The sequence below is a fragment of the Escherichia coli DSM 30083 = JCM 1649 = ATCC 11775 genome (assembly GCF_003697165.2).
In the GTDB taxonomy this organism is placed as follows: Bacteria; Pseudomonadota; Gammaproteobacteria; order Enterobacterales; family Enterobacteriaceae; genus Escherichia; species Escherichia coli.
The window spans coordinates 3,213,189-3,237,076 of sequence record NZ_CP033092.2 but is presented as its reverse complement, the minus strand read 5'-3'; the positions used below and the strand labels follow the sequence as shown (position 1 = coordinate 3,237,076).

At 53.4% G+C, this 23,888-nt stretch carries 21 protein-coding genes and 1 pseudogene; 7 read left to right on the top strand and 15 right to left on the bottom strand.

Annotation, left to right across the window (positions count from 1 at the left end):
• Positions 1-32: 32 nt before the first annotated feature.
• From ybhN to ybhP, 3 genes are read right to left on the bottom strand one after another with little or no spacing between them, the layout of a single operon-like run.
• The gene (gene ybhN, locus EAS44_RS16950) at positions 33-989 is read right to left on the bottom strand and encodes a lysylphosphatidylglycerol synthase transmembrane domain-containing protein (RefSeq protein WP_000045477.1); all 957 of its coding nucleotides are present in this window, start codon (positions 987-989) and stop codon (positions 33-35) included.
• On the bottom strand, positions 989-2,230 hold the full coding sequence (gene clsB / locus EAS44_RS16945) for a cardiolipin synthase ClsB (protein WP_000650331.1): 1,242 nt from the start codon (positions 2,228-2,230) through the stop codon (positions 989-991). Before clsB ends, ybhN begins: the two co-directional genes overlap by 1 nt.
• Positions 2,227-2,988: an endonuclease/exonuclease/phosphatase family protein gene (gene ybhP / locus EAS44_RS16940; RefSeq protein WP_001113348.1), complete on the bottom strand. Its 762-nt coding sequence runs from the start codon at positions 2,986-2,988 to the stop codon at positions 2,227-2,229. Before ybhP ends, clsB begins: the two co-directional genes overlap by 4 nt.
• A gap of 132 nt (positions 2,989-3,120) precedes the next feature.
• On the opposite strand from ybhP, the gene ybhQ reads away from it, so the two are divergent.
• A complete protein-coding gene (gene ybhQ / locus EAS44_RS16935) occupies positions 3,121-3,531 on the top strand; it encodes a YbhQ family protein (protein ID WP_000871984.1) in 411 nt (136 codons plus the stop codon).
• Here the strand turns inward: ybhQ and ybhR are convergent.
• From ybhR to cecR, 5 genes are read right to left on the bottom strand one after another with little or no spacing between them, the layout of a single operon-like run.
• Positions 3,493-4,599 (bottom strand): ABC transporter permease, encoded by a 1,107-nt coding sequence (ybhR, locus tag EAS44_RS16930; protein WP_000469031.1) that lies wholly within the window; start codon positions 4,597-4,599, stop codon positions 3,493-3,495. The two genes, ybhQ and ybhR, sit on opposite strands and share 39 nt — an antisense overlap.
• A 10-nt stretch (positions 4,600-4,609) precedes the next feature.
• Positions 4,610-5,743 (bottom strand): ABC transporter permease, encoded by a 1,134-nt coding sequence (gene ybhS / locus EAS44_RS16925; protein WP_000070126.1) that lies wholly within the window; start codon positions 5,741-5,743, stop codon positions 4,610-4,612.
• Entirely contained in the window at positions 5,736-7,472 is a 1,737-nt protein-coding gene (gene ybhF / locus EAS44_RS16920) for an ATP-binding cassette domain-containing protein (protein WP_001331962.1), read from the bottom strand. The genes ybhS and ybhF overlap by 8 nt, the downstream gene beginning before the upstream one ends.
• The gene (gene hlyD, locus EAS44_RS16915) at positions 7,465-8,460 is read right to left on the bottom strand and encodes a secretion protein HlyD (RefSeq protein WP_001331961.1); all 996 of its coding nucleotides are present in this window, start codon (positions 8,458-8,460) and stop codon (positions 7,465-7,467) included. The genes ybhF and hlyD overlap by 8 nt, the downstream gene beginning before the upstream one ends.
• 2 nt (positions 8,461-8,462) lie before the next feature.
• The gene (cecR, locus tag EAS44_RS16910) at positions 8,463-9,134 is read right to left on the bottom strand and encodes a DNA-binding transcriptional regulator CecR (RefSeq protein WP_001295890.1); all 672 of its coding nucleotides are present in this window, start codon (positions 9,132-9,134) and stop codon (positions 8,463-8,465) included.
• A 228-nt stretch (positions 9,135-9,362) separates the two neighbouring features.
• On the opposite strand from cecR, the gene rhlE reads away from it, so the two are divergent.
• Complete coding sequence (rhlE, locus tag EAS44_RS16905) at positions 9,363-10,724, top strand: ATP-dependent RNA helicase RhlE (RefSeq protein WP_000007119.1); 1,362 nt, start codon at positions 9,363-9,365, stop codon at positions 10,722-10,724.
• 232 nt (positions 10,725-10,956) lie between these two features.
• Here the strand turns inward: rhlE and EAS44_RS16900 are convergent.
• A pseudogene (locus EAS44_RS16900) lies at positions 10,957-11,154 on the bottom strand (NADAR domain-containing protein); the annotation flags it as partial.
• A gap of 106 nt (positions 11,155-11,260) precedes the next feature.
• Here EAS44_RS16900 and dinG point away from each other — a divergent pair.
• The 4 genes from dinG (at position 11,261) to ybiE (ending at position 15,752) form a co-directional block, all read left to right on the top strand.
• Positions 11,261-13,411: an ATP-dependent DNA helicase DinG gene (gene dinG / locus EAS44_RS16895; RefSeq protein WP_001218658.1), complete on the top strand. Its 2,151-nt coding sequence runs from the start codon at positions 11,261-11,263 to the stop codon at positions 13,409-13,411.
• Positions 13,412-13,438: 27 nt separating this feature from the next.
• Positions 13,439-14,401, top strand: a complete 963-nt coding sequence (gene ybiB / locus EAS44_RS16890) for a DNA-binding protein YbiB (RefSeq protein ID WP_000386565.1) — start codon at positions 13,439-13,441, stop codon at positions 14,399-14,401.
• Between the two features lie 140 nt (positions 14,402-14,541).
• Positions 14,542-15,627: a hydroxycarboxylate dehydrogenase HcXB gene (hcxB, locus tag EAS44_RS16885; RefSeq protein ID WP_000253505.1), complete on the top strand. Its 1,086-nt coding sequence runs from the start codon at positions 14,542-14,544 to the stop codon at positions 15,625-15,627.
• Between the two features lie 65 nt (positions 15,628-15,692).
• Positions 15,693-15,752, top strand: coding sequence for a hypothetical protein (gene ybiE / locus EAS44_RS25405; protein WP_212734104.1), 60 nt, complete (start codon positions 15,693-15,695; stop codon positions 15,750-15,752).
• A 102-nt stretch (positions 15,753-15,854) separates the two neighbouring features.
• Here ybiE and ybiJ read toward each other — a convergent pair whose 3' ends face one another.
• From ybiJ to mcbA, 5 genes are all read right to left on the bottom strand, one after another.
• The gene (ybiJ, locus tag EAS44_RS16880) at positions 15,855-16,115 is read right to left on the bottom strand and encodes a DUF1471 family protein YbiJ (RefSeq protein ID WP_000849301.1); all 261 of its coding nucleotides are present in this window, start codon (positions 16,113-16,115) and stop codon (positions 15,855-15,857) included.
• Between the two features lie 264 nt (positions 16,116-16,379).
• Positions 16,380-16,646 (bottom strand): C4-type zinc finger protein YbiI, encoded by a 267-nt coding sequence (ybiI, locus tag EAS44_RS16875; protein ID WP_000146357.1) that lies wholly within the window; start codon positions 16,644-16,646, stop codon positions 16,380-16,382.
• Between the two features lie 73 nt (positions 16,647-16,719).
• Positions 16,720-17,397 carry a PKHD-type hydroxylase YbiX gene (ybiX, locus tag EAS44_RS16870; protein WP_000990167.1) on the bottom strand — a complete coding sequence of 226 codons (678 nt, stop codon included), beginning with the start codon at positions 17,395-17,397 and terminating at the stop codon, positions 16,720-16,722.
• Between the two features lie 215 nt (positions 17,398-17,612).
• On the bottom strand, positions 17,613-19,895 hold the full coding sequence (gene fiu / locus EAS44_RS16865) for a catecholate siderophore receptor Fiu (RefSeq protein WP_000430008.1): 2,283 nt from the start codon (positions 19,893-19,895) through the stop codon (positions 17,613-17,615).
• Positions 19,896-20,159: 264 nt separating this feature from the next.
• A complete protein-coding gene (gene mcbA, locus EAS44_RS16860; RefSeq protein ID WP_000710618.1) occupies positions 20,160-20,420 on the bottom strand; it encodes a DUF1471 family periplasmic protein McbA in 261 nt (86 codons plus the stop codon).
• A 275-nt stretch (positions 20,421-20,695) separates the two neighbouring features.
• Between mcbA and rlmF the strand changes: the two genes are divergently transcribed.
• Entirely contained in the window at positions 20,696-21,622 is a 927-nt protein-coding gene (gene rlmF / locus EAS44_RS16855; RefSeq protein ID WP_001275941.1) for a 23S rRNA (adenine(1618)-N(6))-methyltransferase RlmF, read from the top strand.
• On the opposite strand, the gene ybiO is transcribed toward rlmF, so the two are convergent.
• A complete protein-coding gene (gene ybiO, locus EAS44_RS16850) occupies positions 21,619-23,844 on the bottom strand; it encodes a mechanosensitive channel protein (protein WP_001267237.1) in 2,226 nt (741 codons plus the stop codon). The genes rlmF and ybiO overlap by 4 nt on opposite strands.
• Positions 23,845-23,888 lie beyond the last annotated feature (44 nt).

Here is a 23,888-nt window from a genome sequence, read left to right as displayed (position 1 = left end):
TAAATGCACATACTAAAGAACTTAACTATACTTCACATCGCCGCTTCATTTTTCGCCCGTAGCTTCTTCGCCTGGCTTTCCAGCAACAGGTAACAGATCAGCGCCAGCAGCAGTGGGATAAAGTAATACAGCACACGGTAAGCGAGCAGGGCGGCGATAATTGTGCCTTTGGAGGTATGCTCCCCAGCCAGTAGCGCGATAAACACCGCTTCCAGCACACCAATTCCCGCCGGAATATGCACGATGACGCCAGCAATACTACTAACCAGCAACACGCCCACTACAAAGAAATAGCTTACGCTTTGACCAAGTAACAGCCAGATAATCGCTCCCATTACCATCCAGTTAACGCTGGAAATCAGCATCTGGGCGAGGGCGAATTTCCACGAAGGCAGCACCAGCTTTTGCCCTTTGATGGTCATATGGCGGTGCTTCGCGAAAGCGCAAAACCACAAATAAACCGCGATAATCATCAGTAAGCCAATACCGAGAATACGCAGCGTAGTTTGATCGACATACCAGTGATCCGGCAACTCCACCACGCCTGCGGTAAAGATAACCCCCGCTAGCAAAATATAGCCTAGCCAGTTGGTGGTAATACTGAGCGAAAAAATCCGCGTAATAGTGCTGCCCGGTAACCCCAGTCGGGAGTACAAACGATAGCGCATACCAATGCCGCCGACCCAGGTACTGAGTGTCAGGTTGAAGGCGTAGCAGATAAACGACACCAGCATCACCTGGCGCTTCGCCAGTTTGTGACCGCAGTAGAAACGGGCGAGCAGGTCGTAGCAACCGTAAATCAGATAACTGACGACCACCAGCCCGACCGCACTAAGCAGCGCAACGCGATTGTAGTCGCGGATGACCTTCCAGACCTCTTCCCAGTCCACTTTTTTGGCGTAGACCACCAGCAACACAATCACCGCGATAAAAAACAGCCAGGTGAGGAGTTTCTTTGCTAAGCGCCAGCGCGGGTGTGATTTACTCATCAGGGTTTTACCCCCGTGTTTTCAGTTTCTACCCGATCCTGCGTTTCCATTGTCGGTTGTGCGGGGGGACCAACCTGCGCCAGACGTGGCGTGTGCGCCGGAAGCCAGCCCACCAGCGCCGGGAAGTGGCGTAAAAAGTGGAACGCCAGCACGCTTTTGGTCAGGTTCCACCAGGTGCGTTTCGGCAGCATGGTCTCATCGACCTGCTGACAATCTGCGGCGATAATGCCGTTCAGATTATCGCGCAGCGTCTGGTTAAAATTACGATCGTGGATGATGACATTTGCTTCGAGATTCAGTGACAAACTGAGCGGATCGAGATTACTGGACCCTACTGTCGCCCAGTGATCGTCCATCAATGCCACTTTGCCGTGGAGCGGGCGGCGGCGGTACTCAAACACCTGAACGCCGCCTTTAACCAGATAGTTATACAGCAAATGTGCGCCGACTCTGACAATCGGCATATCCGGTTCGCCCTGAATGATCAGTTTGATCCGCACCCCGCGCCGTGCCGCTTTACGCAAGGCGTGTAAAAAACGATAGCCGGGGAAGAAGTAGGCGTTGGCGATAATCACTTCCCGCCGCGCCTGAGTGAGCATTTTCAGATAGTGACGTTCGATATCATCGCGATGTTCTTCGTTATCGCGCCAGACCAGCAATACCTGCGCTTCTCCCGGCTGGCGGTTCTCTTCCGCTTTATGATGACGTCGCCACCAGCGCCGCGCCGCGCTCTGTCCTGGCAGGTTTTCCAGCTCAAACTGGAGAATATCTTCGACAATCGGCCCTTCGAGGCGAACCGCGTAATCCTGTTTGGCCTCCGGGCCGTAGCTGGACATATGCTCGGCGGAGTAATTCAGCCCGCCAATAAAGGCGATACGCGCGTCGATCACCACAATTTTGCGATGCATCCGGCGAAACACATTGGTGCGCATACCAAAAAGGCGAGGGCGGGGATCGTAGTAGCGGAACACCACGCCAGCTGCCGTCAGTTCATTGACAAACTCATCGCTGAGATCCGGCGAACCGTAGCCATCCAGCAAGACTTCCGCTTTTACCCCGCGTTGCGCTGCTGCCAATAGCGCCGCATGCAGCTGTTTGCCGACGTCATCCTCAAACCAGATAAACGTTTCAAGAATGATGCGTTCTTGTGCCTCTCCAATCGCCTTAAACACCGCGGGATAATATTGCTCGCCGTTTTCCAGCAACTGGATCTTATTGCCTTCGCGCCAGCTACATTTCATAAATGAATCTCCGCACTTAAAGGGGCATGATCAGAAAGGTGTCGCCATGTCCGCAGCGGCAACGCGGTTGGTGCGCTGGCGCTGGCATTTTTGACGTAGATCCTGTCCAGTCGTAGTAGAGGAAATTGCACCGGAAACGTGCGCGCCGGGCGTCCGTGGGCGCGGGTAAAAATCTCATCCAGCCCGGCCTGCACTTTTAACGGATGATTAGCTTTTTGCCGCCAGTCGTTGAAATCACCCGCTACCAATACCGGTTCGCCGTCCGGTAGCTCATTCACCCATTCGGCGAGCATCGCAAGCTGCGCCTGACGGTGCGCCTCACGCAGGCCCAGATGTACGCACATCACATGAATCGCTTTCCCGGTCATCGGCGGCACAATGCGGCAGTAGAGCACGCCGCGCTTTTCCGCACCATCGACCGAAACATCACGATTCTCATAATGTTCAATGGGATAACGTGAAAGAACCGCATTACCGTGATGTCCTTCCGGGTATACGGCATTGCGACCGTAGGCGAAATCGCTCCACATGGTGTCGGCGAGAAACTCGTAGTGCGAGGTATCGGGCCAGTTTTCCACATGCAGCGGATGAACTTCGTGCGCGCCCATCACTTCCTGCAGGCAAACAATATCGGCGCTGACGGTACGCACGGCGTCGCGAAGTTCCGGCAAAATGAAGCGTCGGTTAAACGCGGTAAAGCCTTTGTGAATATTGATGGTGAGCACCTTGAACGAAAATTGTTGTGTTTGATCGGGCATAATTTTCCTGTCTTTGCCTCTTATCTCATTGAAATAGTGTAGTCGGCGTCACAAAAAGGTGCGGTCTTACGGAATTTTCCGTAAAGTTCGGTACTCTGAATAAGTAGAGATAAATTCTTCAGGAGAGAAGCCATGAAGTGGCAACAACGTGTTCGTGTCGCAACTGGCCTAAGTTGCTGGCAGATTATGTTGCATTTACTGGTAGTGGCGCTGCTGGTGGTGGGCTGGATGAGTAAAACTCTGGTTCACGTCGGCGTAGGATTATGCGCACTGTATTGTGTCACGGTAGTGATGATGCTGGTGTTTCAGCGCCACCCCGAGCAACGCTGGCGTGAGGTGGCAGACGTGCTGGAAGAGCTGACCACGACCTGGTATTTTGGCGCAGCGCTGATTGTTCTGTGGCTGTTGTCCCGCGTACTGGAAAACAACTTTGTGCTGGCGATTGCAGGGCTGGCAATCCTTGCCGGCCCGGCGGTAGTGTCTTTGCTGGCGAAAGATAAGAAGTTACATCACCTTACGTCTAAACATCGCGTACGCCGCTGACCCTGTCGTGGCCGTTATCACCAGTAGCGGCCACAAACTATTCCACACAATATCCAGACTCGCATCCTTCAAATAAATCTGCTTGGTAATGTCCGTAAAGTGGCGAATAGGGTTAATCCACGTCAGATTTTGCAGCCACACTGGCATGTTTTCCACCGGCGAAACGTAACCGGAAAGGAGAATGGCGGGCATCATAAAGACAAACACGCCGATAAACGCCTGCTGTTGTGTTGAACAGAGTGATGAAATCAACAGACCGAATCCCACCAGCGATAAACCGTAAATCACCATCGTGAAGTAGAACAGCGCCAGCGATCCGGCGAAGGGGATTTGATACGCCCAGATACCAATCGCCAGCACAATGGTGGCCTGGAAGGTGGCGACAATTAATGCCGGTACGGCTTTGCCGATGAATATCTGCCAGGTGGTGAGGGGCGAAACCAGCAACTGATCGAGCGTACCTTGTTCACGTTCACGGGCGACGGAAAGTGAAGTGACTATCATTACGCCGATAGTGGTGATCATGGCGATCAGCGACGGCACCACAAACCATTTGTAGTCGAGATTCGGGTTATACCAGTTGCGTACCACCAGCTCGCTGTTGTTGGGTTTCGGTTTTCCTTCCAGCAGCTCCTGCTGATAATTTTTGACGATCTGTTGCAGGTAGTTGGCGGCAATTTGCGCACTGTTGGAGTTACGCCCGTCGAGGATCAACTGCAACGGCGCGGTCTGGAAGGTATCCAGTTTGCGCGAGAAGTCAGCCGGGAAACGCACCAGTAGTAACGCCTTTTGTGTGTCGATGGTCGGGCGGATCTCCTGCGGGCTTTTCAGCAGCAGCACATGGGTAAAGGCGCTGGCGCGGGCAAAACGTTGAGTAAGTTCTACCGAGTGCTCGCCGTTATCTTCATCGTAGATGGCGATGGTGGCGTTGGTCACTTCCAGCGTGGCGGCGAACGGGAACAGGATCACCTGAATTAGCACGGGTAAAATCAGAATTGCGCGGGTTTGCGGTTCGCGCAGCAGCGACTGCAACTCTTTGCGGATTAACGTCCATAAGCGATGAAACATGCTCTTCTCCCTAATCCAGCCGACGTTTGATTTTCAGCCACGTCAGGCCGATAAACATCACCGCCGAAGCGATCAAAAACAGCACGTTCACTATCAGCACCACTGGAATATTCCCGGCGAGGAACAGGCTTTGCAGGGTGCTGACGAAATAACGTGCGGGAATAATGTACGTCACCGCGCGGATCACCGCGGGCATACTGTCTATCTGAAATATAAAGCCGGAAAGCATAATCGACGGCAGAAAAGCCGCGTTCAGGGCCACCTGAGCGGCGTTGAACTGGTTGCGGGTAATCGTGGAAATCAGCAGCCCCATCCCCAGGGTACTGAGTAAAAACAGGCTGGAGATAAAAAACAGAATCAGCAGCGACCCGCGATACGGCACGCCGAGAATAAACACCGACACCAGCATACACAGCAACATCGCCAGCATCCCGAGAAAGTAATAAGGGATCAGCTTACACAGCAGCAGCTCCGTGCGGGTAATCTCCGTAGAGAGCAAAGCCTCCATGGTGCCGCGTTCCCATTCTCGCGCTACCACCAGCGAGGTGAGAATCGCGCCGATGACCGTCATGATAATGGTCACCGCACCGGGGATAATAAAGTGCTGGCTTATCGCCGCGGGGTTAAACCAGTAGCGGGTTTGTACATCAATAAGCGGTTCAAAAGTCTGCCCGTTATCCTCCGCGCGCTGCATTTGCCAGATCTGCCAGATCCCTTCGACATACCCCTGCACAAAGTTAGCGGTATTCGGCTCACTGCCGTCGGTGATCACCTGAATCGGTGCGGTGGCGTTGGCGCGCTCCATCTGTTCGGCGAAATCCACCGGAATAACCACCAGACCGCGAATTTTCCCCGCCTGCATTTTGGCGATCAGTTCCTGACGGTTATCGCTGATGGTGGCGTCGATGTAGGGCGAACCGGTCATGGTGTGGGTGAAATCCAGCGCCGCTTCGCTACGCTGTTCCAGTAAAATCCCGACGCGCAGCTTGCTGGAGTCGAGGTTAATGCCGTATCCAAAAATAAACAGCAGTAGCAGTGGGATCACTACCGCAATCAGCCAGCTACTCGGATCGCGAACGATCTGCCGTGTCTCTTTGACGCACAGCGCCCGCACGCGACGCCAGGACAGGATCGGATTACTCATTGCTATGCTCCTTATCCCAGTCGTGGATCAACTGAATAAAGGCTTGCTCCATAGTGGGATCGGGTTGTTCATCGTTGGCCGACTGCGCTTTCAAATCGTCCGGTGTGCCGCTGGCGATTAATTTCCCGCGGTACACCAAGCCGATGCGGTCGCAATATTCCGCTTCATCCATAAAGTGGGTGGTGACCATCACCGTGACGCCTTTCTCTACCATACTGTTGATATGTAGCCAAAATTCACGGCGGGTGAGGGGATCAACGCCGGACGTCGGTTCGTCGAGAAACAGAATGTCCGGTTCATGCATCAGCGAACAGGCCAGCGCCAGCCGCTGTTTAAAACCTAATGGCAGTTCATCGGTCGCGTGGGAGGCGATACTTTTCAGGCCGAACGCCTCGCTCATACGGGAGATTTTTTCGTTCTGCGCCCGACCGCGTAAGCCATACACACCAGAGAAAAAGCGTAAATTCTGTTCGACCGTCAGGTTGCCGTAGAGCGAAAATTTTTGCGCCATATAGCCGAGATGCTGGCGCGCTTTACCGGAACTCTCTTTCAGATCCATGCCCAGCACCAGGGCCTGACCAGAGGTCGGTACCAGCAAACCGCACATCATCTTAAAGGTGGTCGATTTACCCGCGCCGTTTGGTCCGAGCAAACCAAAAATCTCCCCGCGTTTAACGGCAAAGTTGACGTGATCGGTGGCGGCAAAATCACCAAATTTCTTGGTTAGTTCCTTCGCTTCGATCACCGTCTCGCCGGGTGTGCCTTCTACCGTATGTAATATTGCGCCCAGCGGCGATTCCGAGGTTCCGGCACCGCCCAGCAAATCAATAAACGCATCTTCAAAACGCGGCGTAGTTTCGTTGATGTCGATTTCCGGCATCCCGTCGGCATGGCGAATATCGTCTGGCGTGGTCTCTTTTTTGAGGATCAGACGTACCGATTTCCCCTGAATCATGCCGTCGCTGACCTGCGGCAGTTTCAATGCCCGTTGCAACAGTTTGCGGTTGCCCTCGTGCGGGCTGGTCATCAGAAAGCTGCGTCCGGCCATAGTTTGAGTCAGGGCCGTCGGTTCTCCCTGATACAGCAGCTCGCCTTCGTTCATCAGTAACACGTCACGGCACTGCTCGGCTTCGTCGAGATACGAGGTACTCCAGAGGATTAACATCCCTTCGCCCGCCAGCTCATGCACCATCTGCCACAGTTCGCGCCGTGAGATAGGGTCAACGCCGACGCCGGGTTCATCGAGCAGCAACACTTTCGGTTCGCCTACCAGGGTACAGGCCAGGCCGAGTTTTTGTTTCATCCCACCGGAGAGCTTGCCCGCCAGGCGTCCGGTAAACGGGCCAAGAGATGTAAACTCCAGCAGGCGAGCAAAAGTCTGCTTCCGTGCCTCGCCGGTGACGCTGCGCAAATCCGCGTACAGATTGAGATTTTCCATCACCGTCAGATCTTCATACAGGCCGAATTTCTGCGGCATATAGCCGAGCACGGCGTGCAGCGCAGCGTCGTTTTTGATCGGATCAAAGCCAATCACCGTGGCACTGCCGCTGTCGGGTTTCAGTAATCCCGCCAGCATCCGCATCAGCGTGGTTTTGCCCGCACCGTCCGGCCCAACCAGCCCCGTCACATAACCGGCGTGAATGGTGCAGTCGAGCGGTGCGACGGCGGGCTTGTCCATGCCCGGAAAGCGTTTTTCCAGGCCGTTCAGCGTGATAACGGCATCATTCATGTCCTGCCTCGTCACCGAATTGCACCGTTACCGGCATTCCCTGGCGTAACGCATCATCGGCGTCGGTCACCACAATACGCAGGCGATAGACGAGGTCGGTACGCAGATCCGGTGTTTCGACGGTTTTCGGGGTAAATTCAGCAGTCGGCGAAACGAAACCAATCTGCCCGTGATACGGTTTGTTCGGACGACCATCGGTATAAAGCAGCACTTTGCGCCCCGGCTGGGCCTGGTCAAGATTACGTTCATCAACATAGGCGCGTACCCACACCGGACGCGTCAGCGAGACGGTAAATACCGTGCCACCTTCATTAAGCACCGTGCCGGGCTCTACCGCGCGCGTTAACAGCGTGCCATCAGACGGTGCTATCAACGTTGAGTCCTGCAAATTCAGCTCCGCCTGCGCCAGTTGCGCCTGCGCTTGTTCGAGGCTGGCTTTCGCCTGGGCGATGTCCTGTTCGCGGTTACCGGAACGGTACTGACGCAATTTATCCTGCGCTGATTTCAGCGTGGCCTGCGCCTGGTCGCGCGAGGAGCGGGCATTTTCCAGGTCATTTGCCGAAATGGTGCGGCTTTTCCACAGTCCTTGCTGGCGGTTATAGAAGTTCTGCGCATAGTCATAGGCAGCTTGCGCCTGTTTCACCGCTGCGGCGGCCTGAGCGATTTCTTCATCGCGATACCCGGCAAGCATCAGGTCATACTGCGCCTGAGCCACCGAAACGCCCGCTTTCGCCTGCATCAGGGCAATCTCATACGGCTTGTGATCCAGTTCGCCCAGCACCTGGCCCGCTTTGATCGCATCACCTTCGTCCACCGCCAGCGACTCAACGCGCCCCCCAACACGGAAACTAAGATTCACCGTACGAATATCCACGTTGCCATACAGCGTCAGGCCGTTATCCTGGCGGCTTTGATACCACCAGTAGCCTCCGGCAACCACGGCGGCAAGTACTACTACCGCCAGTCCGATCACGACAGGTTTTTTCATCACTACAAACTCCTTTGCGATAATCCTTGCAAAATCAGGTCAATATGACAGGTCACCGTCTGGTTGATCAGTTCGGTCTTTTCTTCATCGAACGCGGTCCAGCCGGTACGTAACAGAATAGTTTCTTTGCCAAGACGAAACGCCAGAATCTCACCAATCAACGCATGGGTATGAAGGATCATGCGGGTATCGCTAGCGTCGCAGCCGGTCCAGGCGGCAATCAGGCGTGTAAGGTGACTGTGTAGCGGACTAATCACCTGTTCGTGCACCAGGTGGTAGGCTGCCGTGGGAGAGAGCTGCTCACGGGAGATAAATTTGCTGAGGTTGACGGTGTCATCCTGGGTGAGCAGCTTAATCATGTTTCTGCAGGCGCGAAGGATCAGTTCACGGATGGCTGCCCGATCCGGCTGTGGTTGTGCGAACAAACGTTCGGCTTCTTCGGCGTGTGGACGGAACTGCTCGCCAATAAAATCAGCAATCCACTGGGCGCAGGCGAGGTACAAATCTTCTTTCGAACCGAAGTAGTAGGTGATGGCTGCGATATTCTGCCCGGCCTGGGCGGCTATCTCGCGGGTGGTGGCGTTCATTCCATATTCACCAAACTGTGCCAGTGCCGCAGCAATCAGCTGTTTTTTCGCCTGTTCACCCTTGATTGTCATGGCAGGATTATTCATCGCACAGTCCATTCTTAATCAAATGATTGATTAAGATTATGACTCCATAGGGGAGTTGTCCAGTATGGCTAAGAATTTTAGCTACGCCAGTCACAGGGATAATTTATGCGCTGCGTCACAAAAACTGCTACACTCCGCTCCCTCATGACATTGTGGTTTTTGTCATTTTCCTTTTCAGTATCTCCCTGAAAACTACACCGGTAACGGTCGGGGCGGTTCGGAGTAGTTATGTCTTTCGATTCTTTGGGTTTAAGCCCTGATATCCTGCGCGCCGTTGCCGAGCAGGGTTACCGTGAACCCACCCCTATTCAGCAGCAGGCGATCCCTGCGGTGCTGGAAGGCCGCGACCTGATGGCCAGCGCCCAGACCGGTACCGGCAAAACAGCGGGCTTTACGCTGCCGCTGTTGCAACACCTGATCACTCGCCAGCCGCACGCCAAAGGGCGTCGTCCGGTACGCGCGCTCATTCTTACCCCGACCCGTGAACTGGCGGCGCAGATTGGCGAAAACGTCCGTGATTACAGCAAATATCTGAACATTCGTTCGCTGGTGGTGTTTGGCGGTGTCAGCATTAACCCACAAATGATGAAGTTGCGCGGCGGCGTTGATGTGCTGGTGGCAACGCCGGGACGTCTGCTGGACCTGGAACATCAAAATGCAGTGAAGCTGGATCAGGTTGAAATCCTCGTCCTTGATGAAGCTGACCGCATGCTCGACATGGGCTTTATCCACGATATCCGTCGCGTGTTAACAAAACTGCCAGCGAAGCGCCAGAACCTGTTGTTCTCCGCGACCTTCTCTGACGATATTAAAGCCCTGGCGGAAAAACTGTTGCACAACCCGCTGGAAATCGAAGTGGCACGCCGCAATACTGCGTCTGATCAGGTGACCCAGCACGTTCACTTTGTCGATAAGAAACGCAAACGCGAATTGCTGTCGCATATGATTGGGAAAGGGAACTGGCAGCAGGTGCTGGTGTTTACCCGTACCAAACATGGCGCTAACCATCTGGCTGAACAGCTTAATAAAGACGGCATCCGTAGTGCGGCGATCCACGGTAATAAATCGCAAGGTGCGCGTACTCGTGCGCTGGCCGATTTTAAATCGGGCGATATTCGTGTACTGGTGGCAACTGACATCGCTGCGCGCGGTCTGGATATCGAAGAGTTGCCGCACGTCGTCAACTATGAGTTACCAAACGTACCGGAAGATTATGTTCACCGTATCGGGCGTACTGGCCGTGCGGCGGCAACTGGCGAAGCATTGTCGCTGGTGTGTGTTGATGAACACAAACTGCTGCGTGATATCGAAAAACTGCTGAAAAAAGAGATCCCGCGCATTGCGATTCCGGGGTATGAGCCGGACCCGTCAATCAAAGCCGAACCGATCCAGAACGGTCGCCAGCAACGTGGCGGCGGTCGTGGACAGGGCGGTGGTCGCGGTCAACAGCAACCACGCCGTACGGAAAGTGGTGCGAAGTCTGGTAACGCGAAGCCCGCAGAAAAACCGTCTCGTCGTCTCGGCGATGCCAAACCGGCAGGCGAACAACAACGTCGCCGCCGTCCGCGTAAACCTGCCGCTGCGCAGTAATCTTTTATGCCGGGCTATGCCCGGCATGAGACTGATGACAAACACAAAACTGCCTGATGCGCTACGCTTATCAGGCCTACGTGAACTCTGCAATATATTGAATGTGCATGTTTTTGTAGGCCGGATAAGGCGCTCGCGCCGCATCCGGCATTTCACAACAAGCACTTGTCAGCCATTTGCGAGCGCGGCAAAAAGATTTCTCTGTTTTAACGCCCACAAGCCACCCGATGCGTTACTTCTCCGCAGCCAATTGTCCGCGCAACGCCATTAAAAGGTACCCCAGGCGATTCTTGCCCTGACCATTACCGCCATCTCCCCAGTAAGCATCATTTTGCGTATGCTCAACCAGTTTTGCGGACGCGGTTGCCCGCAAGAGTGTACGCAGTTCTGCATGTTGTTCGAATTTAGCGCGAAGCGCTTTACGCATCATCCTGCTGGTTATTGCGAGCCGCTTTCCCGAAACAGAAAAACCATTACCCCTGAAAACCGAAAAATGCCACAATATTGGCTGTTTATACAGTATTTCAGGTTTTCTCATGGCATTAACCGCCGCGCTTAAAGCGCAAATTGCCGCCTGGTATAAGGCGCTTCAGGAACAGATCCCCGACTTTATTCCCCGTGCGCCGCAGCGGCAGATGATTGCGGACGTCGCCAAAACGCTGGCCGGAGAAGAAGGGCGGCATCTGGCGATTGAAGCCCCTACCGGCGTTGGGAAAACGCTCTCCTATTTGATCCCCGGCATCGCCATTGCCCGCGAAGAGCAAAAAACGCTGGTGGTAAGTACCGCCAACGTGGCATTGCAGGATCAGATCTACAGCAAAGATTTACCGCTGCTGAAAAAGATCATTCCCGATCTTAAATTCACTGCCGCTTTTGGGCGTGGGCGCTACGTTTGCCCGCGTAATCTGACAGCGCTCGCCAGCACTGAGCCCACGCAACAGGATCTGCTGGCGTTTCTTGACGATGAACTGACGCCGAACAATCAGGAAGAGCAAAAACGTTGTGCGAAGCTGAAGGGCGATCTCGACACTTATAAATGGGATGGTCTGCGCGATCATACTGATATCGCTATAGATGATGATCTCTGGCGTCGTTTGAGTACCGACAAGGCCAGCTGCCTCAACCGCAACTGTTATTACTATCGCGAATGCCCGTTTTTTGTCGCTCGTCGGGAAATTCAGGAAGCGGAAGTGGTGGTGGCAAACCATGCGCTGGTGATGGCGGCGATGGAAAGCGAAGCGGTATTGCCTGACCCGAAAAATTTACTGCTGGTGCTGGACGAAGGTCATCACCTGCCGGATGTGGCGCGGGATGCGCTGGAGATGAGCGCCGAAATCACCGCGCCGTGGTATCGGCTACAGCTGGACTTGTTCACGAAACTGGTCGCTACCTGCATGGAGCAGTTTCGCCCGAAGACCATCCCGCCGCTGGCGATCCCTGAACGTTTGAATGCGCATTGTGAAGAGTTGTATGAGCTTATCGCCTCGTTAAACAACATTCTCAATCTCTACATGCCTGCCGGGCAGGAGGCAGAGCACCGTTTTGCGATGGGCGAACTGCCAGATGAAGTGCTGGAGATCTGCCAGCGGCTGGCAAAACTCACCGAGATGCTGCGTGGCCTGGCGGAGTTATTTCTTAACGATTTAAGTGAGAAAACCGGCAGCCATGACATTGTACGTCTGCATCGGTTGATTTTGCAGATGAACCGCGCATTGGGGATGTTCGAGGCGCAAAGCAAACTCTGGCGGCTGGCGTCTCTGGCGCAATCTTCCGGTGCGCCGGTGACCAAATGGGCGACGCGGGAAGAGCGCGAAGGGCAGCTACACCTTTGGTTTCACTGCGTGGGAATACGTGTCAGCGATCAGCTGGAAAGGCTGCTGTGGCGCAGTATTCCGCACATTATTGTTACCTCCGCAACCTTGCGTTCGCTGAACAGTTTTTCGCGTTTGCAGGAGATGAGTGGGCTGAAAGAGAAAGCGGGCGACCGTTTTGTGGCACTGGATTCCCCTTTTAACCACTGTGAACAGGGCAAAATTGTTATTCCCCGGATGCGCGTTGAGCCTTCCATCGACAACGAAGAGCAGCACATTGCCGAAATGGCGGCCTTTTTCCGTGAACAGGTGGAGAGCAAAAAACATCTCGGTATGTTGGTGCTGTTTGCCAGCGGGCGTGCGATGCAGCGCTTTCTCGACTATGTGACGGATTTACGCCTGATGTTGCTGGTGCAGGGCGATCAGCCACGTTATCGCTTAGTTGAACTGCACCGCAAACGCGTTGCCAACGGTGAGCGTAGCGTGCTGGTGGGCTTACAGTCCTTTGCCGAAGGTCTTGATCTGAAAGGCGATCTGCTCAGCCAGGTGCATATCCACAAGATCGCTTTTCCGCCCATCGACAGCCCGGTGGTGATCACCGAAGGTGAATGGCTGAAAAGCCTCAACCGCTATCCGTTTGAGGTGCAAAGCCTGCCGAGCGCTTCGTTTAACCTGATTCAGCAGGTTGGGCGACTGATTCGAAGCCACGGTTGCTGGGGGGAAGTGGTTATCTACGACAAACGCTTGCTGACAAAAAATTATGGCAAGCGACTACTGGATGCATTACCGGTATTTCCGATAGAGCAACCGGAAGTCCCTGAAGGTATAGTTAAAAAGAAAGAAAAAACGAAATCCCCACGCCGTCGGCGGCGTTAATGATGTGAGTCAGGTAAGGAGTCGTAAATGGACTATCGCAAAATCATTAAAGAGATCGGGCGCGGGAAAAACCACGCGCGCGATTTAGACCGGGATACTGCGCGCGGTCTGTATGCCCATATGCTCAATAGTGAAGTCCCTGACCTTGAGTTGGGCGGCGTATTGATTGCGCTACGTATCAAAGGGGAAGGGGAAGCAGAGATGCTCGGCTTTTACGAAGCCATGCAAAATCACACCATCAAGCTGACGCCGCCTGCAGGCAAGCCGATGCCGATTGTCATCCCCAGTTACAACGGCGCGCGTAAACAGGCCAACCTGACGCCGTTGTTGGCGATTCTCCTGCACAAACTCGGTTTTCCCGTGGTGGTTCACGGGGTTAGCGAAGATCCAACCCGCGTGCTGACAGAAACCATTTTCGAACTGATGGGTATTACGCCAACGTTGCACGGCGGGCAGGCGCAGGCGAAGCTCGACGAACATCAACCGGTGTTTATGCCTGTCGGCGCGTTTTGCCCGCCGCTGGAAAAACAACTGGCGATGCGCTGGCGGATGGGCGTGCGTAACAGTGCACATACCCTGGCGAAACTGGCGACGCCATTTGCCGAAGGTGAGGCACTGCGTCTTTCCAGCGTTTCGCATCCGGAATACATTGGACGCGTCGCGAAGTTCTTTAGTGATATCGGCGGGCGGGCGCTACTAATGCATGGTACTGAAGGTGAAGTGTATGCTAATCCGCAGCGCTGCCCGCAGATCAATCTCATTGACCGTGAAGGGATGCGGGTACTGTATGAAAAACAGGACACTGCTGGTAGCGAGTTACTGCCACAAGCAAAAGATCCGGAAACCACGGCGCAGTGGATTGAGCGTTGCCTTGCTGGCAGCGAACCGATTCCCGAATCGCTGAAAATCCAGATGGCTTGCTGCCTGATGGCTACGGGTGAAGCGGCAACTATCAGCGACGGCCTGGCGCGCGTTAATCAGGCATTTTAATTTTTATCTCAGCCGGATGAGCCATGTCATCCGGCTTTTACCCCACCGCAATATGAAATTCCTGCATCTTTATTGACCTTCCCGCGCCCGGCGTGCAGCATAAAAAAACAACAAACACATAACATAAACAGGAGTTAACCATGGTAAGTGGTCATCGCTTTGATGCTCAGACGCTGCACAGTTTTATTCAGGCTGTATTTCGTCAGATGGGTAGTGAGGAACAAGAAGCGAAATTAGTCGCCGATCATTTAATCGCGGCAAACCTGGCAGGGCATGATTCACATGGTATTGGCATGATCCCAAGCTATGTGCGCTCCTGGAGTCAGGGGCATCTGCAAATTAACCATCATGCCAAAGTCGTTAAAGAAGCGGGGGCGGCGGTCACGCTCGATGGCGATCGCGCATTTGGTCAGGTCGCGGCACACGAAGCGATGGCGCTGGGGATTGAGAAAGCGCGTCAGCACGGCATTGCCGCCGTGGCGCTACATAACTCGCATCATATCGGCCGTATCGGTTACTGGGCAGAACAGTGCGCGGCGGCGGGGTTTGTCTCTATCCACTTTGTTAGCGTGGTCGGTATTCCAATGGTCGCGCCGTTCCACGGTCGCGACAGCCGCTTTGGCACCAATCCGTTCTGTGTGGTTTTCCCTCGTAAAGATAATTTCCCGCTGTTGCTCGATTACGCCACCAGCGCCATTGCATTTGGCAAAACCCGCGTCGCCTGGCATAAAGGCGTCCCCGTGCCGCCAGGTTGCCTGATTGACGTTAACGGCGTGCCGACGACCAATCCGGCGGTAATGCAGGAGTCGCCGTTGGGTTCGCTGTTGACCTTTGCCGAACATAAAGGCTACGCCCTTGCAGCGATGTGTGAAATTCTTGGCGGGGCGCTTTCTGGCGGTAAAACGACGCATCAGGAAACGTTACAAACCAGTCCCGATGCCATTCTCAACTGCATGACCACTATCATTATCAACCCGGAACTGTTCGGCGCGCCGGATTGTAGTGCACAGACCGAAGCCTTTGCCGAGTGGGTGAAAGCCTCGCCGCATGATGACGATAAGCCGATTTTGCTACCGGGCGAGTGGGAAGTGAACACGCGTCGCGAACGGCAGGAGCAGGGGATTCCACTGGATGCGGGAAGCTGGCAGGCCATTTGTGATGCAGCGCGGCAGATTGGTATGCCGGAAGAGACGTTGCAGGCTTTCTGTCAGCAGTTAGCCAGCTAAAAAAAGCCCGTCCAGTGGCGGACGGGCAAACAAGGGTAACATAGGATCAATGAGGGTTAGAGCATATGCGTCTGTCGGCAAACAGACAGGGAAATACTTGTGCTGAACGTAGCGTAAACGCCTGATCCAGCCAACGGTTCGGATTTTGTAGGTCTGATAAGACGCGGTAGCGTCGCATCAGGCATCTGTTGCCGGATGCGGCGTAAACGCCTTATCCGTCCTACGAATTACTTATAAATTACCGCAGTACCGCTTAATTTATTGTTGTTGGTGGCAGAAGTGATGCTGTATCCACTGGCACCGGCCGCCGCGGCTTTCTCAGCCAGTTTCGCTTCCAGGGCATCGAGGGTGGATGCGCCATCGGCAGAAACCACGCCGATTTTATTCATGTTCTGTGCCTGGGATGCCGTTACCGGTTCCGCCGCGAACACGCCAAATGACAGAGTTGAAAGAGCCATAGCAGCAACAACAGTATTGATAGTTTTCATAATTAATCTCTCGCAGGTGATTTTTGTATAAGTGACGTTGTTTCGTCGATGTGATGAGTATCACGTTTTTTTACGAGAGATAAAATCGAAGAGAATTGACCGCCTTGTTCAAATAAATTGATTGATATCTAACATACTGATAAACCATTTATTTGTTGTATTTATGAATCCGTTTTGTACCGCGTGGTGCTCACGGCAGCGTTAAAGGCACGGAATGCCACGCAAAATACAAATTACACTCACTAAACATCCCGTCAGTTGCAGTTAACGTAACTGGCTGTCTTTCGAACCTCTGCGATTATATCCTGTATAAGCTGGTTTTTGTAAATCTTTCTCCTGTTGGCAATGAATGCATAAGCGCACGCCAGGAATGGCTTCCCGACGGGCCTGCGGGATAGGGGCACCGCACTCTTCACATTCATACAGGCTTTCGCCACGCGGAATTTCACCCCGAGCGCGGGCAATCGCATCTTCAATTGTACTGTTGATCTGTTCGTTGACGGCGTCATCATTAGCCCAACCGGATGCCATATCGTCCTCCCCATATCAATACTTGTACAGTTAAGTGTAGCTAATATAGGGACGAACTCGGGCAGTTCAAGCGTCAGATCTCCGACCATTCCCGCAGCAGATTATGATAAAGATTGAGCAGTGACAGGATCTCTTCACTTTCGCCGTAGCGGCTTTTCAGCGACTGAATATTGTTGTCCAGTTCAAACAGCATGGCGCGCTTTTTATCATCACGGATCATCGACTGGATCCACATAAATGATGCCACTCGCACGCCGCGGGTTACGGGTGTCACGCAATGCAGGCTGCTGGAGGGATACAACACCAGATCGCCTGCCGGGAGTTTTACCCGATGTTGCCCGAAGGTGTCATTAACGACCAGTTCGCCGCCGTCGTAGCTTTCTGGATCGCTTAAAAACAGCGTGGCAGAAAGGTCAGTGCGCATCCAGCCGTTTTGTGGATGGCTGCGTACTGCGCCATCCACATGAAAACCATAGGTTTCATTGTTCTGATAGCGATTAAACAGCGGCGTGGAAAGGGTACGCGGCAAGGCCGCGGCAAAGAACAAAGCATGTTGGTTAACCGCGTTCAGCACCTCATTTTGCAGGGCGGCGTACAGGGCGCTGCGGGTGTCTACTTGTTGATTGTTCTTAACTTGCGCACCTTGTGCGCCGGTGGTGACGCGCCCATCCACCCATTCGGCTTGTTCCAGTTGTTCGCGAAAACGGGCGACGTCCTGTGGCGATAACACGCCGGGAATGTGGTACATCATACAAGTTCTCCAAAAAGTGGGGCCTGCGCCCCACACCGATTTTTAACAGCAGGCAATGGTGCTCAGGTGCCGGATGCGGCGTGAACGCCTTATCCGGCCTACCAAATGATGTGAATTCAGTGTATTGCACAACCTTGTAGGCCTGATAAGCGCAGCGCATCAGGCAGTCCTGCTCTCGCCATCAACATTAGTGAGCCTTGCGCCCCACATCTGAATCAGAAATGCATATTGGCTGTGAGCAAGAAGGTTCTTGGCTCGCCCGGGTGATAACGGTAGCCGCTCTTATTGATTGAGGCGACGTAATCGGTATCAAACAGGTTGTAGACGTTTAGCTGGAAGTCGAGATTGCGATTAACCCGATACCCCAGTTTGGCGTCGGCGACCCAATAACCTTCGGTAAATGCTGGCGTCCCCACCGCGCCGTCTGAACCTTTATGCATACTGCCGATATACCGTGCGCCCGCACCAACAGAAATATCATCGGTTGCCTGATACTGGCTCCATAAGGTGAAGGCGTGTTCCGGGGTATACGGCAGCGATGAGGAACCATCCTGGGCAACATCTTTGCCGTTTTTGATAGTTGCTTTTTGCTGGGTATAGCCGCCAATCATCTGCCACGCGGGAGTGATATTCCCGGCCACGGATATCTCGTAGCCTTCGACACGTTTCTTACCATATTGCGAATAAGTCCCGTCATCATTTTGCTCAACTTCATTTTCAATATCAGTACGGAACAGCGCGGCGGTAAGTAGCAGGCGTTTATCCAGAACCTGCCATTTGGTGCCAATCTCGCTGGTGTTGGCTTTTTGCGGTTTAAAATCGGTGCGGTTGGCACTGTTACCGCTGCCAGACTGCGCAAGGGCGAAGTTGTTGCCGCCCGGCGGCTGCTGGGAAACGGCATAGTTAATATAGATATTGCCGTTTTCCGTCAGGTGATACAGCGCCCCGGCTTTCCAGTTCACCAGATTGCCCGACTTGGCGGTGTCGACGGTGGTGACCGGAGAACCTTTTGCCACGCCAGCAGGGCAGGTGATGGCACCGCGCCCGCTGCCGCCGCAGGCGGTGGCACTGTCATATTCAGTATGATAATTATCCAGACGGATCCCACCGTTCAGCTCAAAATCACGGGTGATTTGCAGCGTATCGAAGGCATAAATTGCGAAGGTATCCGTCTGACCATTGGCGTTTGCGCCGTTGCGCGTCAGGCCACCGGGATGAATGCTGCTGTCAGGATGATAAATATTTACCGCCGGTAACGTCACCGGATTAACGCCATAGTTAGTCTGTGTTTCGCGGGTAAATTCCACGCCGGTACTGACATCATGACCGATAGCGCCGGTATAGAACGTCGAGGTCAGGTTGGTCTGGTTGGTGAGAATTTTGTTACTCACATCTTTGGTATTCGCCGTACGTGACCACGTCCAGCTATTCACATCGCTGGTGGGCTGGGTAATATTCGACGCTCCACCCATAATCGCCGTCATCAGGTAATCCTGCTTTACGCGCGACCAACGCGTAGTGTTGCGAATGGTGGTGTTATCGTTGATGTCGTGCTCAAAACGCATGGTAGCGGTGTCGGTGGTCGAATCGTCGTAATCGGAATCCGTGCCGTAAAAGTTATGAGTATCAACTTTTCCGGAATGATTCAGGGCCGCTGTTCCCGCAGATGGGGCAGAATAACCCGGTAAACCGATGGTCGGAATGCCGCCGTCTGGCGTGTTGTGTTGGGTGACATGCAGATAATTAAGATACAAACGATTCGCTGTACCAAGGCCAAAAGCGACAGAAGGGGCGACGCCGTAACGCTCATTTTTGACTTTGTCGCGTCCGGCATCGTGCGTTTTTTCGCCCATTACATTCAGGCGCACCGCAGTGGTATCACCAATGACCTGATTGACGTCCAGCGTGCCGCGGCGGAACCAGGCGCTGCCAATACTGGCGGAGGCGTCAATGCCGGAATCATTGCGCGGCTGTTTGCTGATCATATTGATCGAGCCTGTCGGCGCGCTGCGCCCGTAGTCGGTGCCGGACGGCCCTTTAATTACTTCGACCTGCTCGGTATTGAAGGTGTCGCGCGAGACGCTGCCGATATCGCGAATGCCATCGATATAAATACTGTTAGAGGTATCGGCACCGCGCATATAAATGGCGTCGCCAGTGGTGGAGTTACCGTTCTCACCCGCAAAAAACGCACCCACGCCGGGGACGTTTTTGAGCGCGTCGGTAAGGTTGGTTGCACCCTGATCTTTAATCACTTGTTCAGAAATCACCGTCATCGTGCGGGTAGTATCCGCTACCGGACGCGAGAATTTCGGATCGGCAGATTGTTGTGGCGCATAAAGCGAAGGCGTTGATGCTTCGACAACCAGCGTGTCATCCGCGTTAGCTTGCCCTTCGGCAGCGAGTGCCTGCGCCACAGGCGTAATACCAATACAAAGACCGGCAAAGAACGTGAGCGAATGAAATTGTCTGGCAGGGAAATTGCGATTGTTTTCCATTTTGCAGGTGACTTTTTCTTATATGGTGAAATTTTCACTGTCACGAGAAAGCATCTCTGCGGATGCGATGCCACTGTTAATCCCGTGATAGCGTCCGTGCAAGTGATAATAATTTTGATAAGTATTATCACTTGGCGCGATTTTCTATCACCCATTGCGCGAAAAAGAAATACATTTATTTACATTGCGTTCATATTTGATGTTTTTTGCTTACAAATCGGACGAAAACTGCATCCAGAGGCGAATGCAGTTACGTTGGTGGGGTTATTTGTAGATGATTGCAGTACCGAACATCTGGTCATTTCCGCCTGCGGAATTAATGACATAACCTTTCGCGCCTTGTTCGCGCGCTTTTTCTGCCAGTTTATCCTCCAGATCGCTTAGGTTTGATGCGCCAGTTGCCGAAACGGTACCGGCGGGCCGTAGTTGACCACTGTCCAGGTTACTCATCGGTTGCGCGGCATAAGCCGTGAGAGAGATTCCGCTCAGGACGGTGGCAATCAGTAGTGTGAGGCACTTTTTCATAATGACATCCTCATAAATACAACGGGTAGTGCCAGATAAGTGTAGGTCGCCTGCGCGATGAAAATGACGCAAAAAATTGACAGAGATGTGCTTATTTTTTGAACGATATGTTTTTACAAAATAAGACAAATCAATGACATGCATGATGATGATTTTTATGGTGAATTGCCATAAACCATAGCCATGTGAAGGTTTTTAGAAATGATAAACGCAGCCAGATATTTACCCTGTCGCGTTATGCGGGTATCTTACGCCGCTGCTTAAAGGAGAATGCTATGTCCGCCCAGAAACCGGGGTTGCATCCGCGCAACCGTCATCACAGCCGCTACGATCTCGCCACGCTTTGTCAGGTCAATCCTGAACTCAGGCAATTCCTCACGCTTACACCCGCCGGGGAGCAAAGCGTAGACTTTGCCAATCCGCTGGCGGTGAAGGCGCTCAATAAGGCGTTGCTGGCCCATTTTTACGCCGTAGCGAACTGGGATATCCCGGACGGTTTTCTCTGCCCACCAGTACCGGGTCGGGCGGATTATATTCATCACCTTGCCGATTTACTGGCAGAAGCAAGCGGAACAATTCCAGCTAATGCCAGCATTCTGGATATCGGCGTTGGTGCGAACTGTATTTATCCGCTGATTGGCGTACATGAATATGGCTGGCGTTTTACTGGTAGTGAAACCAGCAGCCAGGCGTTAAGCAGTGCGCAGGCGATCATCAGTGCTAATCCGGGGCTTAACCGCGCCATTCGTCTGCGTCGGCAAAAAGAGAGTGGGGCGATTTTTAACGGCATCATCCATAAAAACGAGCAATACGATGCGACCTTGTGTAACCCGCCATTCCACGATTCCGCCGCTGCGGCACGGGCAGGTAGTGAACGTAAACGCCGTAACCTGGGGCTGAACAAAGACGATGCACTGAACTTTGGTGGTCAGCAACAGGAGTTGTGGTGTGAAGGCGGTGAGGTCGCTTTTATCAAAAAGATGATTGAAGAGAGCAAAGGCTTCGCGAAGCAGGTGATGTGGTTTACCTCGCTGGTATCTCGTGGTGAAAACTTACCGCCGTTGTATCGTGCTCTGACGGACGTAGGTGCGGTGAAGGTGGTAAAAAAAGAGATGGCCCAGGGGCAAAAGCAGAGCCGCTTTATAGCCTGGACCTTTATGAACGACGAGCAGCGCCGCCGTTTTGTCAATCGCCAGCGTTAAAGCGTTGGTTCCCCCGGCGGCAACGGTTCAGCCGGGGTCGCGCCCGGAGCAGGCAGCACCTGATAAGTCTGCACTGGCGCGCGAACGCCCGCCAGGTCGAAATGTTTTTTCACCTGGCTGTCGAGGGCAAAGCGTACCGTCCACTGTTTGAGTGGCAGCGTGGTGAACGAAACACGCAGTGTAAACGCGGTATTGCTTAAGCCGACAATCCCGGCAAAATTCGGTTCACCAATAATCAGCCCGCGAATTTCTTCGTTTTCCATTAATTCCGCTACCGCATCTTTCAGTGCCTGATTGGCTTTATCAGCATCTTCATGGCGATCAACATCGTAGTTTGCCACTACCGAACCAATACCGCGGACGAAGTTAGCAAAGGTGGTTATCGAAGACCACGGAATGATGTGATACGCCCCGGTATCCTGGCGCACGCCCACGGAGCGAATCGACATCCGTTCCACAGTGCCGGTCAACGGCCCGATAGTCACCAAATCTCCAGTGTTCATGCCGTTTTCAAACTGAATAAATACTCCGGTAATAATATCTTTCACCAGCGTTTGCGAACCAAACGAGATAGCCAGACCTAATGCCCCGGCACCTGCCAGCAATGGCGCGATATTGACGCCGATTTCCGACAACACAATCATGATGGTGATGGTACTGATAATCACCGCCAGCGCGTTACGGAACAGCGTCAGCAGGGTTCGCGTACGGGCGCTGGGTAGCGGGCGGCCATGAATATCCGAAGCCAGCCGGTTTTCTATCAAACTGGCGAGCACCGTCCAGCCAACCGCCGAGAAGAAAAGAATGAGTGCGATACGGATCAGGATATCTACGGTTTTCTGCCCCGCGCCGTTTTGCAGCCAGTTCCAGAAATCGAACAATCCCCATGCGCTCAACAGCAGCATTACCGCCACGCAGACTGTCAGAATACGCGCTGTTTTCAGTGCCGCCGAAAGCCAGCCATTCAGCCGTTTTTGCAGCTCCGGATAATTTCGCTGAGTATGTGGCGAGAGGGTGATGGTTTTCGCCAACCAGCGGGAAAACATACCGGAAACAAATGCTGCGATACCAATAATCGCCAGGCTGCGCACCGTTGCACCCATCATAAATTTCAGGCTGTTGCCCGGATCGAACAACGAAAAGAAAAACAGCACGATAAAATAGGCGCTTGCCAGCCAGTGCCACACCAGCGCAAAGGCGCGGATAAACAGGCTGAAAAAGGCCAGCGAATGCTCCGCAAAGTTGAGCAAATGCTGGGTGATCTCTTTTTTATTACGAAAAATCAGGTACAACGCCCAGACGGTCATGCACAGCATAATGATGACGTTCGCCAGCGCACCTATCTGTACATTCACCTGATTAGAGATAATCGGCACAGCCACAATCAGACCATAGCCAATCAGGCTGCTTAACCAGCTCAGGCGACGACTCCAGTAACGGGCGGTCTCGTCATGAATCGTGAACGGGCGCAGTTCAGCCACGTTTGGGCAAAAAATCAGGCGTAGTACGGCTTTGAAAAATTCAATCAGGGCAAAGGCGTTGAGAAACAAACTTTGTTGGAAAGCGATGGTGCGACTGCCCGCATTCAGGTTGTCGCTTAATACCTGGCCGACAAATAATGTCAGTGCCAGTAACAGCAGGTCGATAATAAACGCCCCGATGATCATCGCCGGAAGCTGCAACCAGTTACTGCGCTCACGATTTTTTTGCCGCGCCCACTGGCCCATTTTGCGATACAGCGGCAGTGCGCACAGACGAATCAGCCAGTAAAAACCAAACACTAATACCGCTAACATTGAAAAGTGGGTCAGCGCATTGCTGAAGGTTTGTGGATTAAACGGCTTATGCGGGGAGCCGGTGATATTGCGATAAAGTTGCCCGAAGCGGGCGGAAAGGGCTTCACCATAATGGCGGCTGACTTCGGTGACTTTTTGCAGCACGGTTTGCTCTTCAACCAACGTCGGCGGCACGATCTTCGGTACGGGTTCCGCAGGAGGCGTAGCGGCGACGGTGCGCAACTGGTCGATCAACTCTTTACGCGAGGTGTCATTATCCAGCACATCCGCCAGTGCGCCATAGGCCGCTTTTTTTTGTTCGATATCCGGTTCCGGGGCCGGTTCAGTCGTTGAGTCCGTTGTCGTTGTGGTTGTAACGCCGGGTATGGATACCGCGTGGGCAGGTGCGCCCAACAGGCAGAAGAGGATGAACAGGATCCACCGCATGACTCCTCCAGTGAGAAAATAGAGCAAAAAGATAAGTATAGATG

What these genes read in the sequence shown, in the direction of transcription:
- ybhN (WP_000045477.1), bottom strand. Translation starts at nt 989, where the DNA reads ATGAGTAAATCACACCCGCGCTGGCGCTTAGCAAAGAAACTCCTCACC.
- clsB (WP_000650331.1), bottom strand. Translation starts at nt 2,230, where the DNA reads ATGAAATGTAGCTGGCGCGAAGGCAATAAGATCCAGTTGCTGGAAAAC.
- ybhP (WP_001113348.1), bottom strand. Translation starts at nt 2,988, where the DNA reads ATGCCCGATCAAACACAACAATTTTCGTTCAAGGTGCTCACCATCAAT.
- ybhQ (WP_000871984.1), top strand. Translation starts at nt 3,121, where the DNA reads ATGAAGTGGCAACAACGTGTTCGTGTCGCAACTGGCCTAAGTTGCTGG.
- ybhR (WP_000469031.1), bottom strand. Translation starts at nt 4,599, where the DNA reads ATGTTTCATCGCTTATGGACGTTAATCCGCAAAGAGTTGCAGTCGCTG.
- ybhS (WP_000070126.1), bottom strand. Translation starts at nt 5,743, where the DNA reads ATGAGTAATCCGATCCTGTCCTGGCGTCGCGTGCGGGCGCTGTGCGTC.
- ybhF (WP_001331962.1), bottom strand. Translation starts at nt 7,472, where the DNA reads ATGAATGATGCCGTTATCACGCTGAACGGCCTGGAAAAACGCTTTCCG.
- hlyD (WP_001331961.1), bottom strand. Translation starts at nt 8,460, where the DNA reads ATGAAAAAACCTGTCGTGATCGGACTGGCGGTAGTAGTACTTGCCGCC.
- cecR (WP_001295890.1), bottom strand. Translation starts at nt 9,134, where the DNA reads ATGAATAATCCTGCCATGACAATCAAGGGTGAACAGGCGAAAAAACAG.
- rhlE (WP_000007119.1), top strand. Translation starts at nt 9,363, where the DNA reads ATGTCTTTCGATTCTTTGGGTTTAAGCCCTGATATCCTGCGCGCCGTT.
- dinG (WP_001218658.1), top strand. Translation starts at nt 11,261, where the DNA reads ATGGCATTAACCGCCGCGCTTAAAGCGCAAATTGCCGCCTGGTATAAG.
- ybiB (WP_000386565.1), top strand. Translation starts at nt 13,439, where the DNA reads ATGGACTATCGCAAAATCATTAAAGAGATCGGGCGCGGGAAAAACCAC.
- hcxB (WP_000253505.1), top strand. Translation starts at nt 14,542, where the DNA reads ATGGTAAGTGGTCATCGCTTTGATGCTCAGACGCTGCACAGTTTTATT.
- ybiJ (WP_000849301.1), bottom strand. Translation starts at nt 16,115, where the DNA reads ATGAAAACTATCAATACTGTTGTTGCTGCTATGGCTCTTTCAACTCTG.
- ybiI (WP_000146357.1), bottom strand. Translation starts at nt 16,646, where the DNA reads ATGGCATCCGGTTGGGCTAATGATGACGCCGTCAACGAACAGATCAAC.
- ybiX (WP_000990167.1), bottom strand. Translation starts at nt 17,397, where the DNA reads ATGATGTACCACATTCCCGGCGTGTTATCGCCACAGGACGTCGCCCGT.
- fiu (WP_000430008.1), bottom strand. Translation starts at nt 19,895, where the DNA reads ATGGAAAACAATCGCAATTTCCCTGCCAGACAATTTCATTCGCTCACG.
- mcbA (WP_000710618.1), bottom strand. Translation starts at nt 20,420, where the DNA reads ATGAAAAAGTGCCTCACACTACTGATTGCCACCGTCCTGAGCGGAATC.
- rlmF (WP_001275941.1), top strand. Translation starts at nt 20,696, where the DNA reads ATGTCCGCCCAGAAACCGGGGTTGCATCCGCGCAACCGTCATCACAGC.
- ybiO (WP_001267237.1), bottom strand. Translation starts at nt 23,844, where the DNA reads ATGCGGTGGATCCTGTTCATCCTCTTCTGCCTGTTGGGCGCACCTGCC.